Annotated in this window: 16 protein-coding genes; 5 read left to right on the top strand and 11 right to left on the bottom strand. The window is 59.8% G+C overall.

Annotation, left to right across the window (positions count from 1 at the left end):
- Positions 1–22 precede the first annotated feature (22 nt).
- The 11 genes from PG899_RS04305 to PG899_RS04255 all read right to left on the bottom strand — a co-directional run bounded on the left by PG899_RS04305 (position 23) and on the right by PG899_RS04255 (position 10,530).
- Positions 23–1,015 carry a class I SAM-dependent methyltransferase gene (locus tag PG899_RS04305; protein WP_077095740.1) on the bottom strand — a complete coding sequence of 331 codons (993 nt, stop codon included), beginning with the start codon at positions 1,013–1,015 and terminating at the stop codon, positions 23–25.
- Between the two features lie 3 nt (positions 1,016–1,018).
- Positions 1,019–1,993, bottom strand: coding sequence for a glycosyltransferase family 2 protein (locus tag PG899_RS04300; RefSeq protein ID WP_143238962.1), 975 nt, complete (start codon positions 1,991–1,993; stop codon positions 1,019–1,021).
- A gap of 18 nt (positions 1,994–2,011) precedes the next feature.
- Entirely contained in the window at positions 2,012–3,172 is a 1,161-nt protein-coding gene (glf, locus tag PG899_RS04295) for a UDP-galactopyranose mutase (RefSeq protein WP_077095742.1), read from the bottom strand.
- 12 nt (positions 3,173–3,184) lie between these two features.
- Positions 3,185–4,252 carry an FkbM family methyltransferase gene (locus PG899_RS04290; RefSeq protein WP_190283829.1) on the bottom strand — a complete coding sequence of 356 codons (1,068 nt, stop codon included), beginning with the start codon at positions 4,250–4,252 and terminating at the stop codon, positions 3,185–3,187.
- A 20-nt stretch (positions 4,253–4,272) separates the two neighbouring features.
- On the bottom strand, positions 4,273–5,244 hold the full coding sequence (locus PG899_RS04285; RefSeq protein WP_077096307.1) for a glycosyltransferase family 2 protein: 972 nt from the start codon (positions 5,242–5,244) through the stop codon (positions 4,273–4,275).
- A 158-nt stretch (positions 5,245–5,402) separates the two neighbouring features.
- Entirely contained in the window at positions 5,403–6,590 is a 1,188-nt protein-coding gene (locus PG899_RS04280) for an acyl-CoA reductase (RefSeq protein ID WP_077096306.1), read from the bottom strand.
- Positions 6,587–7,645, bottom strand: a complete 1,059-nt coding sequence (locus PG899_RS04275; protein WP_077096305.1) for a LuxE/PaaK family acyltransferase — start codon at positions 7,643–7,645, stop codon at positions 6,587–6,589. Before PG899_RS04275 ends, PG899_RS04280 begins: the two co-directional genes overlap by 4 nt.
- A complete protein-coding gene (locus PG899_RS04270) occupies positions 7,645–9,015 on the bottom strand; it encodes an AMP-binding protein (RefSeq protein WP_077096304.1) in 1,371 nt (456 codons plus the stop codon). Before PG899_RS04270 ends, PG899_RS04275 begins: the two co-directional genes overlap by 1 nt.
- Positions 9,015–9,764: an SDR family NAD(P)-dependent oxidoreductase gene (locus tag PG899_RS04265; RefSeq protein ID WP_077096303.1), complete on the bottom strand. Its 750-nt coding sequence runs from the start codon at positions 9,762–9,764 to the stop codon at positions 9,015–9,017. Before PG899_RS04265 ends, PG899_RS04270 begins: the two co-directional genes overlap by 1 nt.
- Entirely contained in the window at positions 9,764–9,997 is a 234-nt protein-coding gene (locus tag PG899_RS04260) for an acyl carrier protein (RefSeq protein ID WP_077096302.1), read from the bottom strand. The genes PG899_RS04265 and PG899_RS04260 overlap by 1 nt, the downstream gene beginning before the upstream one ends.
- Positions 9,994–10,530: a GNAT family N-acetyltransferase gene (locus PG899_RS04255; RefSeq protein ID WP_077096301.1), complete on the bottom strand. Its 537-nt coding sequence runs from the start codon at positions 10,528–10,530 to the stop codon at positions 9,994–9,996. Before PG899_RS04255 ends, PG899_RS04260 begins: the two co-directional genes overlap by 4 nt.
- A 164-nt stretch (positions 10,531–10,694) precedes the next feature.
- On the opposite strand from PG899_RS04255, the gene pseF reads away from it, so the two are divergent.
- Genes pseF through PG899_RS04230 form a run of 5 tightly spaced genes read left to right on the top strand, consistent with a single transcriptional unit; the run spans position 10,695 to position 15,234 of the window.
- Positions 10,695–11,390, top strand: coding sequence for a pseudaminic acid cytidylyltransferase (gene pseF / locus PG899_RS04250; RefSeq protein WP_077096300.1), 696 nt, complete (start codon positions 10,695–10,697; stop codon positions 11,388–11,390).
- The gene (pseG, locus tag PG899_RS04245; protein ID WP_077096299.1) at positions 11,380–12,636 is read left to right on the top strand and encodes a UDP-2,4-diacetamido-2,4,6-trideoxy-beta-L-altropyranose hydrolase; all 1,257 of its coding nucleotides are present in this window, start codon (positions 11,380–11,382) and stop codon (positions 12,634–12,636) included. The genes pseF and pseG overlap by 11 nt, the downstream gene beginning before the upstream one ends.
- 6 nt (positions 12,637–12,642) lie before the next feature.
- The gene (pseI, locus tag PG899_RS04240; protein WP_077096298.1) at positions 12,643–13,689 is read left to right on the top strand and encodes a pseudaminic acid synthase; all 1,047 of its coding nucleotides are present in this window, start codon (positions 12,643–12,645) and stop codon (positions 13,687–13,689) included.
- On the top strand, positions 13,682–14,977 hold the full coding sequence (locus tag PG899_RS04235; RefSeq protein WP_077096297.1) for a motility associated factor glycosyltransferase family protein: 1,296 nt from the start codon (positions 13,682–13,684) through the stop codon (positions 14,975–14,977). Before pseI ends, PG899_RS04235 begins: the two co-directional genes overlap by 8 nt.
- Positions 14,974–15,234 carry a hypothetical protein gene (locus PG899_RS04230; protein ID WP_270697074.1) on the top strand — a complete coding sequence of 87 codons (261 nt, stop codon included), beginning with the start codon at positions 14,974–14,976 and terminating at the stop codon, positions 15,232–15,234. The genes PG899_RS04235 and PG899_RS04230 overlap by 4 nt, the downstream gene beginning before the upstream one ends.
- Positions 15,235–15,287 lie beyond the last annotated feature (53 nt).

Genomic DNA, 15,287 nt, shown 5'->3' with positions numbered 1-15,287 from the left:
AAAGGGCATTCTAAACCAAAGGTCAGCTACGAACGCCTGCCGCTTTTCTCAATACACTGATACAATCCATATCCTTGCATTCCCAATCGATGAGTGTTTGTTCTACAACCTCGAAATTATGATGCTGGGCAATCAAAGCAACATCATCTTTTGAGATCCTACTACGTCCGGCCGGATTCAGATTCCATTGGTCGAACACTCTCATCTTATCCACCAATGCACCAAGATTGGAGTGATGCATAACAACATATCCCTGACCTTTCAGTACACGGTTGAATTCGCCGAGATAGAAATCCAAGCTTTTATAAGAGAAATGGACCATCGCATCCCAAGAATATATCAGACTTAGAGAGCTGGCTTGCTGAGGTAACTGATCTGCACCATTGCATTGCATACTAATATTTGAATATTTAGCAAAGCGCTGGCGGCAGAACTCTATTGCGTCAAAGCTGGCATCAACCAACTGTAGATACTGACAACGAGTATGCACTATCTCTGCAATACGTCCCTTACCACAGGCAAAATCAAGGACATTACTATAATCCAACACACCTTCCAGCCGGCTCAATACAGGTTGAATGAATCTATTATATTGGGCTTGGGCTGAATTTTCTGCCAATTTATAGTAGGCATCCCATTCATCATCTGCCGGGGTAGCATTCAGTCTGGTTTGAATCAGGTCTAGCACATCAATTTTCTGCTCAGCGCCGATACCTACAATTCTCGTAGGATCAACGCCCTCACTAACAAGATACTTTGTTATCTCTTCTTCAAATAATTGAGAAGCAATAATAATTTGATCAGGCTGTTGCCAATCCATCAACGCCGGTGGTAAAGAAATGAGTTGTTGCTGTTTTCCCAAGGACTTAAATTTTTTATCGACCAGCCAAACCACATGACAAAAAGGAACTGCAGCCAACTGTCGCAGGAAATATTCGCCAATTTCTCCAGCACCATAGATAGCAATGTTTGCTCCCTTGATGACACGATCGAAGGGAAACAGTATGAGATTCATGAGTTAACCCTGCTTATTATAGTTCAATACGGGTAGCGTCTTGTACAGCCAGGTCACGGGGCGAAACCCAAACAGGCCATCTTTCTTATTTGCATGTCCATTCAACGCACAAAGTCTGGCCCAACGTTCAGATATCACGCCAAAATCATCCTTCCAGTCAGCTCTGATACTACTACTGAGTTTTTCTAGCCATAAATAAATCCGTTCTAACTCTACATCACTTAAATCACTTCGCAGATCACAGCACCATTCATGCGCCTCAATATCTATGTCCGCGACGCCGAGAGTTAGCATGTATTTGCTCATGATCTGCCGATAAAGAATCATTTGACGCGTTCGTTTTATTTTTGAGACTTGAGCATCATGAACTCTGTAATGGACCAATACTTCCGGGATGTTGGCAAATTTAACTCCACTACAAAGTGCCATTCTGGACCAGAGCTCAGTATCCTCGACATCTTCATATTTTTTGTCATATGCAAAATTCTGAAAAAACTCGATTTTACCCATGATAGAGCTATGGCTGAACCCAGATGAACGAAACAACAGCATGAATTTAATAAATGTATCTTCCCGGCGGTGATGCCAGATCTCGCTGCGAGCCCCGAAAAGCTGCACCCAGCTTCCAACAATGTCTACCTCTGGGTGAGCGTTGAGAAAAGCCAACTGACAAGAGAAACGATGGGGCTCACAAATATCATCGCCATCCATGCGGGCCAACCATCTGCCCTGGGCTAATGCCACCCCTTCGTTAAGAGAATCGACAATTCCGCGATTTTCCCGGGAAATGATCTTGATCCGTTGATCATGACAAGCTATACGCCGAACAATTGCAGGTGTCTCATCACTGCAACCGTCATCGATCACCAGCACTTCAAAGTCTGTGAAAGTTTGAGCCTGGATACTAGCAAGAGCTTCTTCGATATATTCTGCACAGTTATAGACAGGCATTAATACAGATAACAGTGGTTTGGTCACGGCATGTGTATCCAAGGTTCAAAGAGTTGTCGTGTGCTTGGCAAAGTGATTCAACGCATTGTTCACCGCATCATCCATATCAAAATAGCGATATTCGGCAAGGCGGCCCAAAGCAATCAGCTGCGGGAACCGGGTCAACTCATCACGGCACGCTTGATAATGCTGTTTGGCTACATCGGTAAACAGCGGGTAGTAGGGCTCTAGCCCCTGTTCCGGCTGATAGTCACAGGGATATTCGTAAACGATGCTGGTACCGGGATGTACCTGCCCGCTGAAATGCTTGAACTCGGTGATCCGTGTGAAGGCTTCTTCATTTGGATAATTGACGGTGGTGACCGGTTGAAATTGCTCCAGTGCCAGATGGCGATGCTCAAAACGCAGTGAACGGTATGGCAGGTAATTCCCCTCTGCCGGCAGCAGATGATCCAGCATCCCGGTATAGATCAAGGGGCCATCAAATTGCTCGCCATCCAGCAGCACCCGCTTCTGCTGCCAATCCAGCCTGACGTGCTCTGCCATGGGGGTCGACAGCCTCACGTCAATCAGCGGATGCGCAAGCATGCGCTCAAACATGGCGGTATAGCCTACGGCCGGCACCGCCTGCCAGGGGTCGGTGAAGTAGCGATCATCCCGGCTGACCACCACAGGTACCCGCGCCGTCACCTCGGGGGAGATCTGCTCGGGGGGGACTCCCCACTGTTTGCTGGTGTAGTTGACGAACGCCTTCTGATAGATGAAATCCGCCAGTTCACCCAGCAGGGGAGACTGCTCCTTGCGCAGTTCGAGAATCGGCACTCTGGCGCCATCCCCGAACCGGGTACGCAGGGCCTCAATCATGGCGCCGGCCTTGTCGGCGGGGAAACAGCGTTCGATGCTGGTCAGGTTGAACGGGATAGGCACCAGTTGCCCATCGATGCGCGACAGCACGCGATGCTCGTAAGGCAACCACTCGGTAAACTGCGACAGGTAATCCCACACTTCCTTGCTGTCGGTATGGAAGAGGTGCGGCCCATAGCGATGGATCAGCACGCCATGCTTGTCATACTCGTCGAAACAGTTGCCCCCGATGTGGTCGCGCTGTTCCAGCACCAGCACCTTCCAGCCAAGCTGGCTGGCCATTCGTTCAGCCATGACGGCGCCCGAAAGCCCGGCGCCAATGACGATTGCCTGATATTTCATTTATATTTTGCTCTAAGAATTTTTACTTTGGGCATATAGCACTGTTTCCATCCAGCTGTTTCTATGATGCCCCAAATAAAAAAGATAATCTGGATTAAGTGACTTTATATACTCTGGTATACGCCATAAATCCGATTGACAGTGATAAAGACTGATCGCTAATTTTGGTTTTCGAGTAGTAATTGTATTTTTTGCCCCCACAAGAGCATGCATTTCAGCGCCCTCAATATCTAGTTTGATAACCGTTGGAGCTATGCCATTCGACTTTACATAGTCATCAATGCTAATCGCATTGATAGCCACCTCGCCTTTTTCATCGACTCGTCGTCCATACGAGATGGTATCATTATCCGAAAAATTGAGCTCTTGTGCTGATGACCATAAGCCTAAATTGTTAGATATCACTTTTAACTTTGTTTTATCTCCATAACGGAGCAGAGCTTGAAAATTTTCTGAATCTGGCTCAAAAGCATGAATTTCTCGCACAATAATATTGTGCTCATCCAAGCTTTTAATCGTATCGCCGATGTATGCCCCGCCATCAATAATTATATCAGCGGTTGAATATCCAACATTGGGTGACATATATTGTGGATAGCTACTAACGGATATACTATCTACATTACCACAACGGAAGGAAATGAGGTCAATCAAACTTTTCTTAGAAGCATCATCTTCTAATGATGAATAAAAATTGATTAGCTCATTCTTATCAGTAATTGTCATGCGTTCAAATACAGTAACAAAGGGGTCTATAACAAACACTTCCCCTACAAACCCAGCACGTCTTAAATCTAGCGTTATTTCTTTTGCCCATGTAGATGCGATCAGTAAAGGTGCTGTTTTTGAGGAGATATATTTTATAGTCTTAAGCGGAAGGTTCATAAATATACCTTCATCTTCATTTCTACCCACAAAATAGGATGCCGTATGCCCAAACTTTATAAGTTGATCATAACAATTCTGAGCAAGCTGGCCTGTTCCAAAAATTCCAAATACAGTTCGGTCTTCTATTAGATCTATTAGTCTATTGCTCTTTATATACAATAGCTCAACTTGTTGGGAAAACACATTGTTCATTTAAGTCCTCTTGGCTGATGTTAAAACAACCGTGCGAATACTGATTTCGGGGTCTTCCGTTCTTCCCACGCCAGTTGATGCCGCTCGTCGAAGAACCAGCCTGGCGCCAACTCCGCAACCTCTACCACCGACTGCTCGATGAGCTGTGTGAAGCGGACGACGTCATCCTGCCGCAAAAAGTAGAGCGCGGCAGAGTAGTAGTGATGGGCACGCCCCTGGGCAATGATCACCGGGTCCGCGCCAAACGCAGCCGCATTGTCACAGGCGCGCAGCAGGTCGCGCAGCGACTGCTCACGGCGCTCTGCAGACTTGCGGGTCTGCCCGCCGAAGCTCTGGGTATGGAAGCGATAACGCCCCAGCAGCTCGGGGATAAAATCCAGGGTGCCAGGATTGAGGGAGAGATTCAGGATGTGCCAGGGATAATCGAGAATGATCTTGCACCCTTCATCGATGGCATCAGCCATGCCGTCATAGCGGCGGAACATGATGGAGCTGGCATTGACGAAGACCCCGAAGCGGATCAACGCCTCCCGCGTCATCACGGGTTCGAGGTAACGGGCGTTGTAGTAATCGCGAGTGAAGAGCTTGATGCGCGCATCGGTCTCATCATCAAACATCTCCGCCTCGTGATAGCAAAGTGTGCAGCCGGGGTGCGTGTCCAGATAGTCGGCCTGCCGCTGCAGCTTGCCCGGCAAGGCCAGGTCATCGCCATCCACATAAGCAAGGTAGGCCCCTTTTGCTTCACCAAGCAGCCGCTTCTGGGTTCTGGCCAGCCCCATGTTCTGTTCGTTTTGCAGGGCCCGCAGGGCCGGCCACTGCCGTGCCAGCCGCTGCATGATGGACCAGGAGTCATCACTCGAGCCGTCATCGATGGCGATCACCTCGAACTCGAAATCCGTCTGCTGCTCGAGCAGGCTGAGCAGGCAGGGTTCGATGAAGCACGCCAGATTGTAGACGGGCACCAATACGCTGACTTTCATAGGGAAATCCAAGGGAAAATGAATAGAAAAGAAGCGGATGGGAGAAAATGGGCAAGGCTACCGCACGGTCCCTGTCAACCCTTCTCCCTCTCTGTCAGGTTTTACTGCAAGAGGTATGCCTGACCAAGCTAATCCATTGAAGCTGCGGGATTTATGTGAGCCACACCCGATTATTCGCGTCGGCTGAGGCCACGGCTGCACAGTTGCAGCATGTCGATACCATCCCAGTGCCATTCGAATGCGAGCGCCTGTCCCGGCGCCACCACCCGGTCAATCCGGCAGGTGGGGGCAGTCGGCAGCACCGCTTCGACCCCGCCCCTGTCACCGCCGACCCAGACGCAGGTCTGCATGCCCCAGGGCTGTGCCAGCAGCTCATTCAGGGTATCGGCCACAAATTCGGCAACTGTACCTCCTCCGACGTGTGCGAGCCGCAGCGTGCTGGTCGGAGTCAATAAGGTGACGCCGGGCAAGCCGGTCACCTTCATTGCCCCCTGCTCGGCGGCATTTTGTTGACTGTGGATGAGTCGTTCCATCGCCAGGGCGGGATCGGTGGCAAAGGGGGCGAACAGGGCTTCCAGCAAGCGGCGGCGTAGTCCCTCGTCGGGCTCACCCAGCCAGCAGAGGGTGGTCGGCGAGGCGCAGGCCTGCTGGTTGAAACGGGTACAGTCCTGCTGCAAGGCATCCAGCGTCCGTTGCCACTCTTGCGGATCCAGCCCCGCCAGCCAGCGGCTGTCGAGTACCGCCATCGAGCGGCGATCCGGAAACACCACCTCCTGCGCCGTGGGTGCCAAGGGAATGGCCCGCACCTGGCGAATGGTCTCGTCGCCGCCCCAGATGATGCGCAGCCGGCAGCGCGCCGACAGCCAGGCGGTGATACCCTCGTCGTGGTCATAGCGAATGAAGCGGGTACGGGCAGCGATCTCTTGCCATTCACCGAGGCTGAACAGTTCGTTGAGGATCGTCAACATGGCCTCCTGCTGCGGATCGCGGCGTGACGAAAGCCGCACCACGCAGGGGTTACCCATCAACAGAGCCACCAGCCAGGAGTAGAAGGCCACCGTCGGCACGTTGGAGGGCACCAGGTGAAAGGTGACCCCCAGCGGCCCCCGCCCCTGCAAGCGCTGCTGTTCTCTGGCCAGCTGACGGGGCCGCAGCCAGAAACCGAACGCGGCCAGATCAGGGTGACGACGACCCTCCTGTTGCAGGCGGGTCGACAGCGCCGCCACGAAGTCGCAGATGACAGGGGCAAAGCAGGGCAGCGGCTGCGGGCAGAAGGTTTGCCAGCCCGCAGCCGGCGCCACGAAGCTGACCGCCGGCCCCTCCTGCCAGAGCCCGGTGGCCACCCCGGACGGGGTCATTGAAAGGTGTCGCTGCATCCCCTCACCTCGGCGCCGTGCTGGCGTCCCGCTACGTGAAAATAACGGCCATGGCGGCCACAAGGGCAGTCATCCTCCCCCAGCAGCACACCGAGATCCTCGCTCAGCAGGCTGTGGCCGGGATAGCTGCCGGGAATGGCGGAGAGCACCTGCAGCAGGCCTGGGCTGCCAATCCCGAGCGGCTGATGGCTGAGCGGATCGCGCACCTGTACATCGGCAAACACGGGAGCATGCAAGTGACCCTGCTCGCACTCGACGAAGATGGAGCCCACCTGCTCCACCATGCCGTAGAAGTTGTGTACCCGGCCCAGCCCCAGCTGTTCCCGGCAGCGGGCCTTGAAGGCGGGATTGTCCACCGCCAGGTGCTGCAGCTTTTTCCAGCCGCCGCTGTGAAACAAAATACCCTGCGTCAGCGGCAGTTGCAGGCCGCGCTCGCGCAGCGGTTCCAGCAGGCATTGCCAGATCATGAAGGTGAAGCCGAACAGCAGCACCGGCTGGCCGGCATATTTGTCACAAAAAGCCTCTATCACCGGCCAGTTGGGCCGCATCTGCTCGTCGAGAGCATAGGTATGATCACGGCCGAGGAAAGAGAGCCCCAGCGCGCCCGCGCCGCGCGCCGAAAAGCCGCTGCGGTTCTGGATGAGGGCGGGTTGCTCCACCAGCAGCATGGGCAGGCGCTGCTTGCCGACAAACTCCTGCAAGATCTTCACCAGCACCTTGCTCTGCAGGGCGGCGGTCTCCCTGTCCAGCACGATCCGTGATGGTGAACCCGTGGTGCCCGACGAGGTGAGCACCTTGAACACCTCGCTCTGCGGCACGCTCTGCCACTGGGCTAGTTTGAACAGCCGGGCCGCCAGGTAAGGCAGCGCATCGTAGTCGGTCGCCGCGGCCGTCCAGCCGAAGGCTTGCAGCACATTGTCATAGGCCGTGCAGTGCGCCTGATGGTGCGCAGTCAGCGCGTTGAGCCGCGCCAGCAGCAGCGCCTGTTTGGCGGCCTGGGGCAGGGCGAAGACCGGCGCGCTCAGCAACTGCTCCATCACGCCTCCCCCGCCAGTCTGGCCAGAGCGGCGTAGTCAATCTTGTGATTGGCGGTGCGCGGCAGTTGTGGCACCTGCACCACCTGTACCGCCCGCGGCGGGGCCTGCAGCCATTGCGCCAGCTCACGCTGCAAGCCGTCGGCCGGCTGGTCACCGCGGGGCTCGACGACCACCAGCAGGCTGTCATCACGCCCGCCGCAGGCCCCCGTCCAGCCCCAGCAATGGAGCTGGCTCTCGACCTCCGCCAGGCTGACCCGCTTGCCGAACAGCTTGAGAAAACGGCTGAGCCGGCCGCAGATGTAGTAGCGGCCCGCCTCATCGCAACGGGCCAGATCGCCGGTGGCCAGCTCCTGCAGCTGGGCGCCCAGCGCCAGATCCTCGGCCGTGCCGGCGTAGCCCAGCATGACGTTGTCGCCGCGATAGACCAGCTCCCCCTCCCCGGGTTTGCCCCCCTCCAGCGCGCGCAAAGCGAACTGGCCGCCGGGAATGGCGCGGCCGATGGCATCGGGATGAGCGGCCACCTCGGGCGCCGCCAGCCAGGCCATGCGGGCGGTGGCCTCGGTCTGGCCGTACATGACGAAGAAGCGCCGCTCCAGCCGCAGGGCCTGCTCGGCAAACTGCTGTGCCAGCGCGGGCTCTAAACGCCCGCCCGCCTGAGTCAGGGTTTGCAACGAGGGGTAGCGGGCCCAGTCAAAGCGCAGCCGGGCCAGCATCTGATAGGTAAAGGGCACTCCGGCAAAGCTGCTCACCTCGTGCAGATCGATCTGCTGCCAGAAGTCGCGCTCCAGCACGCTCCCTTCGTGCTGCACCAGGGAGGCGCCCACCAGCAGATGGCTGTTGAGCACCGACAAGCCGTAGGAGTAGTACAGCGGCAGGCTGGTGATGGCCCGCTCGGCCGCTGTCAGCGTCAGATAGTCGGCGATGGAGGCGGCGTTGGCAGCCAGATTGCGCCCCGACAGCCGCACCCACTTGGCGCTGCCGGTGCTGCCCGAGGTCGGCAGCAATACCGCCAGCACCGGGTGCAGGGTGGGCGTCGTCGCGGCGAGCCGCTCCAGCTGGCCGGCGTCATTGACCCGCCAGCTCACGCCAAACTGCCGGCAGCTGGCATCGTGCTGGCTCGCTGGGAGGGCCGGGTCTGCCAGCATCACGGCATGCCCCAGCTTGAGCGCGGCCAGATAGTGCAGCAGGTGGGCGGTGCGGGTGAAAAAGGGCAGATAGACCAGGTTGCGCTCGTCCGGATAACTGGCCGCCAGCCGCGCCACCCGCCGTGCCAGCTCGCCGTAGGAGAGCCAGCCCTCTTGCGGATCGCACCAGGCCGGCGCCGGGTTGTCTTCCCGCAGGTGGGCGAGCAGTGCGTGCGCGTGATCCATCAGACCGTCATGCCTCCATCCACGCCGATGACCTGACCGGTCACATAGCTTGCCAGGTCGGAAGCGAGAAACAGCGCGACCTTGGCCACTTCGTCCGGCGTGCCGATGCGCCCCATGGCGATGCTGGCGAGTCGCTCGGCAAACTTGTCGTCCGGGATGGCGTGGGCCATCTCGGTGTCGATGAAGCCGGGGGCGATGGCATTGACCCGGATACGGCTGGCGGCCAGCTCCTTGGCCAGCGACTGGGTGATGCCGATCACCGCCGCCTTGCTGCCGGCATAGCTACAAAGGCCGGCGGCCCCCACCCGCCCCATCAGGGAGGCCAGATTGATGATGCTGCCGCCACCGCTGCGCTGCATCAGGCGGGCGGCATACTGGCTGCAATAGACCACGCTGAAGGTGTTGTGACTGAAGGTCTGTTCCAGCTGGGCCTGATTGACCATGCCGAGCAGCCCCTCTTCCAGCATGCCGGCATTGTTGACCAGCACGTCCAGCTGGCGCGTCTGGGCAAACAGCTGCTGAAAGGCCTGCTTGACTGCCTGCGGCTGTGCCACATCGACACAGAGCGAGTGACAAGACACGCCGAACTCGGCGCCGAGTTCATCGGCCAGCCGGCTCAGGGCCGCCTCGTCACGCCCCGCCAGCCACAGCTCGGCCCCCTGCGCGGCAAACAACCGGGCAATGGCGAGCCCGATGCCGCGCCCGGCGCCGGTGATCAACACCCGCTTGCCTTGCAGCAGCCCCTGCATCAGAGGGCGACCCCGTACTTGGCGAGGATCTCCCGCGCCTTGGCGACCGAGCTCATGTCGATGATGTCATCGGTATCGAGCAGCACGCCGTAGCAGTCCTCCAGCTGGGCGATCAGGCCCATGTGGGCGACGGAGTCCCACTGGGGAATGCTGTTGTAGGCCAGCTGGTCGCTGACGCTGCCGACGTCGATGCCGAGGGCATCGGCAAAAACCTGTTCCAACGCTATAGTCATCTGAAAAATCTCCGTAGCCGTTCTCGGGCGGCATAATAGTCGGCGGGCTGCAGTTCGAGGGCGATGAAGTCGCCCTGTTGCCCCTGTTGGCGATAGCCGAGCTGCGCATTGAGGCGCAGGGCGGCGTCATTGCCGGTGCGCACCAGGGTGCGGATGCAGCCGAGCCCGAAGGTATCGAAGCCCTGATCGAGCTGTGACAGGGCGGCAGCGACGGCCAGCATAGGGTGGCGCACGCTGGAGCGGCCCAGATAGAGGCCGGCATCCGCCACCGGCTGCCCCAGCAAAGACTGCCTCATCTCCCCTTTCAGGTTGACGTAGCCAGCCCGCAGGCCGCGGCACCAGAGCACCCAGTGCTGCTGGTCAGGCCGTTCCAGGCTGCTGACGAACCACTGCCGTTGCTGACTGGGGGAGATGAGCGCCTGCTCCACCATCTGCAACCGCACCTCGTCCTGGTTGCGCCAGCGTCGTAGAGTGGGCAGATCCCAGGGCTGGAGCGGGCGCAATTCGACACCATAACTCATGTTCAATACCAATGACGTCCCATCACTTGCCCATGTTATCGACCATCGCCGGGCAATTCCGTAGCAAAGCTCAATAATATAAGATGAAAACTCGGTATAATCTCAAAAATAATCAACGAGTTGTCATCAATTATCCGGCCCGGCGACCACGTCGGGCTCCTCAGGGAGAGAGCATCATGGCCATCGCCATCATCCCGGCACGGGGCGGCAGCAAGCGCATTCCCCGCAAGAACATCCGTCCCTTCTGCGGCTTGCCCATGATTGCCTACGCCATTGAGGCGGCCAGAGACTCGGGCTGTTTCAGTCGTGTGGTGGTCTCCACCGATGACGAGGAGATTGCCAAGGTCGCTCGTCAACTGGGGGCGGAAGTGCCATTTTTGCGGCCAGCCAACCTCGCCGATGATCATACCGGCACCACCCCTGTGGTCATCGACACCATCCAGCGGCTCGACCAGCTCGGCATCCAGGCAGAGCACTACTGCTGCATCTATGCCACCGTGCCGCTGATCCAGGCCGCCGACCTGCGCGCCGCCCACGCTCGCCTGCTCGCCAGCCAGGCTCCCTTCGTCTACACGGTGGCCGAATTCGGCTTCCCGATCCAGCGGGCGGTGCGCATGGACGAACAGGGCCGGGTCACGCCGTTCTGGCCGGAGCAGATGGCGAAACGCTCCCAGGATCTGGAGCCCGCGTATCAGGATGCCGGCCAATTCTACTGGGGCAGTCGCGCGGCCTGGCTGGGAGGGATCAGCCCGGTGGGGGGAGAGGGGATTGGCCACATATTGCCGCGGCATAGGGTAGTCGACATCGACACGCCGGAAGATTGGCACCTGGCCGAACTGCTCTATCAAGTGCTGGCCCAAGATGACGTTTAAAGTTGCCTTCCGGCTCGACGCCGGCGCCGAAATAGGGCTGGGCCACCTGATGCGTTGCCTGGCCATCGCCGATCGGCTGCACGCCGCCGGGGCCGAGTGCCACTTCCTCTGCCACGATCTGCCGGCGCACCTGCTGTCACTGCTGCGGCCCCATCACCATCATCCCCTTGGCACGCTCGATGACGCTGGTGCCCTGCCTCGCCTGCAGCCCGATTGGCTGGTGTTCGATCACTACCAGATTGACCAGCGGCTCGAAACCCAGCTGGCCGCCCACTGCCGCCGTGTGCTGGTGATCGATGATCTGGCCGATCGACCGCACCACTGCCAGCTGCTGCTGGATCAGGGCCCCTTGCGCCGCGCCGCCGATTACCAGCCGCTCACCCCTGCCGATTGCCGGCTGCTGCTGGGCACCGACTATGCCCTGCTGCGCCCCGCCTATCGCCAGCTGGCACGTCAACATACAGACCGGTGGCAAAGGGGGCTTATCTGCTTTGGCGGCGCCGACCCGGCCGGCGCCTGCCTCATCACCCTCAACAGCCTGGCTAGGCTGCCCTGGGCCCGCACCATCCGCTGGACCCTGGTGGCGGGCGGCGCCAATCCCTTCTGGCCCGAGCTGGAGCAGAGAGTGGCCGAGCTGGCCGACCTTGACCTGGTGCTGCTGCGCCAGAGCGACCAGATGGCCGACCTGATGAGCCGGCACGACTTGGCCATCGGCGCCGCCGGCGGCATGACCTGGGAGCGGGCCTGTCTCGGCCTGCCGACCCTGGCGGTGCCCATCGTCGACAACCAGCAGTTCAACGACCAGGTGATCGCCCGCTTTCAGCTGGCCGAGCGGCTGACCCTGAGCGAACTGGCCGAGCCTGAGCGGCTGCTGCAGGCTCTGCAACGGCTTGAACAACAGTCAGACGACTACCGCCACCGTGGCCAGCAGCTGGTGGACGGGTTGGGGCTGGATCGGCTCACCGCCCGGTTGCTGCAACAATCGGATTATCAGCTGTTACCAGATGGCCGGCAGTGGCGCTTCCTTTGCGATAACCAGCCGCTGCTCACCCTGACGCTGAACGGCCGGCGGCTGACATGGCAGGCCACCCGGCCACTTCAGCCCACGGAGTGGCAAGAGCTGGCACATCGATTGCAGACAATTTTCTCCCAATTTCCCCTCTATCTTGCCGAGCCACCGCAGATAGCGCCCCCTGCCCCCTGGCAGCCGGCGCCGCAAGGCTGGCAACTTGGCACAGGAGTCTGAACACAGATGCAGATCGCCCATCAATCCATCGGCCCGGCGCAGGCTCCCTACGTGATCGCCGAGCTGTCGGCCAACCACAACGGCAACCTGGATCGCGCACTGGCCATCATGACCGCCGCCAAGGAGGCCGGGGCCAGTGCGGTCAAGCTACAAACCTACCGGCCCGACACCATCACCCTCAACAGCGACCGGCCCGAGTTCCAGATCCATGGCGGCTTGTGGGATGGCCACAACCTGTACGATCTCTACCAGTGGGCGCACACCCCCTGGGAGTGGCATCAGGCCCTGTTTGCCAAGGGGCGCGAGCTGGGGCTGACGGTCTTCAGCAGCCCGTTCGACTTCAGCGCGGTGGATCTGCTGGAATCCCTCGACTGCCCGGCCTACAAGATCGCCTCCTTCGAGCTGGTGGATCTTCCCCTCATCCGCTACGCCGCCCAGACCGGCAAGCCGCTCATCATGTCCACCGGCATGGCGAACGAGGCCGAGATCGCCGCCGCGGTCGAGATGGCGCTCAAGCACGGCAACGGCCAGCTGGCCCTGCTGCACTGCGTCAGCGGCTATCCGGCGCCGGCAGCCGAATACAACCTGCGCACCATCCCCATGTTGCGCCAGCGCTTCGGGGTCGAGGTGGGGCTCTCCGATCACACCCTGGGATCGGCCACGGCCATCGCCGCCACCGCGCTCGGGGCCACCCTCATCGAGAAGCACTTCACCCTGGCCCGCGCCGATGGCGGGCCGGATTGCGCCTTCTCCATGGAACCAGCCGAACTCACCGAGCTGGTAGCCTCGGTCAATACCGCCCATGCCGCCCTCGGGGTAGCCGATTACCAGCTAACCGCCAGTGAACAGGGCAACCGCGCGTTTCGCCGCTCCCTCTATCTGGTCAAGGAGATGGCCGCTGGCGAGGAGCTCACCGCAGCGCACATCAAATCGGTGCGCCCCGCCCTCGGCCTGCCCCCCGCCGATTACGATCGGCTCATCGGCAAGCGGGTCAACCGCAACCTGAGTGCCAATCAACCGCTGAGCTGGGAGTGGATAGACAACGATGAGTGATGATCTCTTCAACCAGCACGGCAGGCTCATCAGCCAGCGCTGGCCCGCCCTCTGGCCCCGCCTGTTGGCACAGGACGTGGAAAGCCTGCCGGCCGAGCTGACCGAGGGGCTCGGCTCCACCCTCAGTCTCCACGGCATCCAGCTCACCAGCCGGCACGATCGAGTGAAGGAAGCCGAGCTGCAGGCCGCCAGCCTGCCCGAGCAGCCGGTGCTGCACCTCTACGGCACCGGGCTCGGCGATCTGCCGCGCGCCCTGCTGGGGCGCAACAGCCTCAAGCGGCTGGAAGTGAAGATCATGAATGGCGCCCTGTTTGCCCTGGTGCTGCGGCTGCTGGACCAGCAGGACTGGCTGACTGACCCTAGGGTCGAGCTGATGATGGCCGGCGACGAGGGGGAGGTGCGACTGCCCTTCTTCGCCCTGCCGCCCGAACTGTTGCTAGTGGAAGATGCCGCCGCCCGCATCCGCGACCGGCTGGTGAGTGAAATAGACTTGCCGTTCGCCCGGGCCAGGTTCGATGCCGAGCACCCCGACGTCACTAGGCGGCTGGCCGAAAACCGCGATCTGCTGGCCGGCGACGGCGATGTGGCGTCCCTGTTTGGTCTGGCTCAGGGCAAGCAGGCCCTGATCGTGGCGAGCGGCCCGACCCTGCAGCACAACCTGGCCACCTTGCAGGCCCAGTTGCAGCGCCGTCGGCAGGACTACCTGCTGATCAGTGTCGATACCGCGCTGGCGTTTTTGCTTGGCCACGGCATCCGGCCCGACATCGTCGTCACCATAGATGACGCCATCGACGGCAACCGGCTGCCCGCCGCCCAGTCGGCCCAGACCACCCTGGTCTACTACCCCACGGTTCCCACGGCAGCCCTGCTGGCCTGGCAGGGGCCGCGCAAGACCGCCTACTCCCGCAGCCCCATGTATCAGCAGCTGCGGCAGACGCTCCCCAAGGGCGTGCTGCACTCGGGCGGCAGCGTCATTCATCCCGCCGTGGATCTCGCCGTGCAGATGGGTTGCCGCCAGGTCATCCTGCTGGGCACCGACTTCGCCTTTCCCGGCGAGCTCACCCACTCGGGCTGGGCCGACGGTGCCCTCGGCCCCAGCGCCGCGCTGGCACTCAGCTGGGCCCTCGACGGCCATGGCCGGCGGGTCAAGACCAATCCGAACTTTTCCGCCTACCGCACCGAGCTAGAGCGCTACATAGCGCGCCACCCCGAGGTGCAGTTCTGGAACTGCAGCCGGGAAGGGGCGGAGATCGCCGGCTGCCGCTATCACCCGGAGTACGTGCAATGAAAAACGGCCAGATCACCCGCATTACCGCCCTGGCGCACCAGTTTCGGCTGGGGCAGTCGGTCGCCGCGAGTCAGGCATTGCCGGAACTGCTGCAAGAGGTGCTTACCGAGCAGGGCAACATGCCGCCCGGGCTGGTAGCCGCCCTGCTGCAGTGCCAGGAGCGCCAGGACTGGCTGGGACTGGCCGACTACCTCGAATATGAAGTGGTGCACTGCCTGTCGACCCCGGCCGGCGACACCACCACAGGAAACCATTGATGATCAAGGCCATTTCCAACGCCTCCGAGCAGTAGCTGTCACGCCGTCAGACC

The sequence above is a fragment of the Aeromonas sp. QDB39 genome (assembly GCF_027707585.1).
In the GTDB taxonomy this organism is placed as follows: domain Bacteria; phylum Pseudomonadota; class Gammaproteobacteria; order Enterobacterales; family Aeromonadaceae; genus Aeromonas; species Aeromonas hydrophila.
The sequence above is the reverse complement of the archived record's forward strand: the minus strand, read 5'-3'. Positions and strand labels throughout refer to the sequence as shown.

Excerpts from the sequence above, each read along its gene's own strand:
- glf (WP_077095742.1), bottom strand. The coding sequence starts at position 3,172 with ATGAAATATCAGGCAATCGTCATTGGCGCCGGGCTTTCGGGCGCCGTC.
- PG899_RS04235 (WP_077096297.1), top strand. The coding sequence starts at position 13,682 with ATGAGTGATGATCTCTTCAACCAGCACGGCAGGCTCATCAGCCAGCGC.
- pseI (WP_077096298.1), top strand. The coding sequence starts at position 12,643 with ATGCAGATCGCCCATCAATCCATCGGCCCGGCGCAGGCTCCCTACGTG.
- PG899_RS04305 (WP_077095740.1), bottom strand. The coding sequence starts at position 1,015 with ATGAATCTCATACTGTTTCCCTTCGATCGTGTCATCAAGGGAGCAAAC.
- PG899_RS04280 (WP_077096306.1), bottom strand. The coding sequence starts at position 6,590 with ATGACCCCGTCCGGGGTGGCCACCGGGCTCTGGCAGGAGGGGCCGGCG.
- PG899_RS04290 (WP_190283829.1), bottom strand. The coding sequence starts at position 4,252 with ATGAACAATGTGTTTTCCCAACAAGTTGAGCTATTGTATATAAAGAGC.
- PG899_RS04270 (WP_077096304.1), bottom strand. The coding sequence starts at position 9,015 with ATGGATCACGCGCACGCACTGCTCGCCCACCTGCGGGAAGACAACCCG.
- PG899_RS04230 (WP_270697074.1), top strand. The coding sequence starts at position 14,974 with ATGAAAAACGGCCAGATCACCCGCATTACCGCCCTGGCGCACCAGTTT.
- pseG (WP_077096299.1), top strand. The coding sequence starts at position 11,380 with ATGACGTTTAAAGTTGCCTTCCGGCTCGACGCCGGCGCCGAAATAGGG.
- PG899_RS04260 (WP_077096302.1), bottom strand. The coding sequence starts at position 9,997 with ATGACTATAGCGTTGGAACAGGTTTTTGCCGATGCCCTCGGCATCGAC.
- PG899_RS04275 (WP_077096305.1), bottom strand. The coding sequence starts at position 7,645 with ATGGAGCAGTTGCTGAGCGCGCCGGTCTTCGCCCTGCCCCAGGCCGCC.
- PG899_RS04265 (WP_077096303.1), bottom strand. The coding sequence starts at position 9,764 with ATGCAGGGGCTGCTGCAAGGCAAGCGGGTGTTGATCACCGGCGCCGGG.
- pseF (WP_077096300.1), top strand. The coding sequence starts at position 10,695 with ATGGCCATCGCCATCATCCCGGCACGGGGCGGCAGCAAGCGCATTCCC.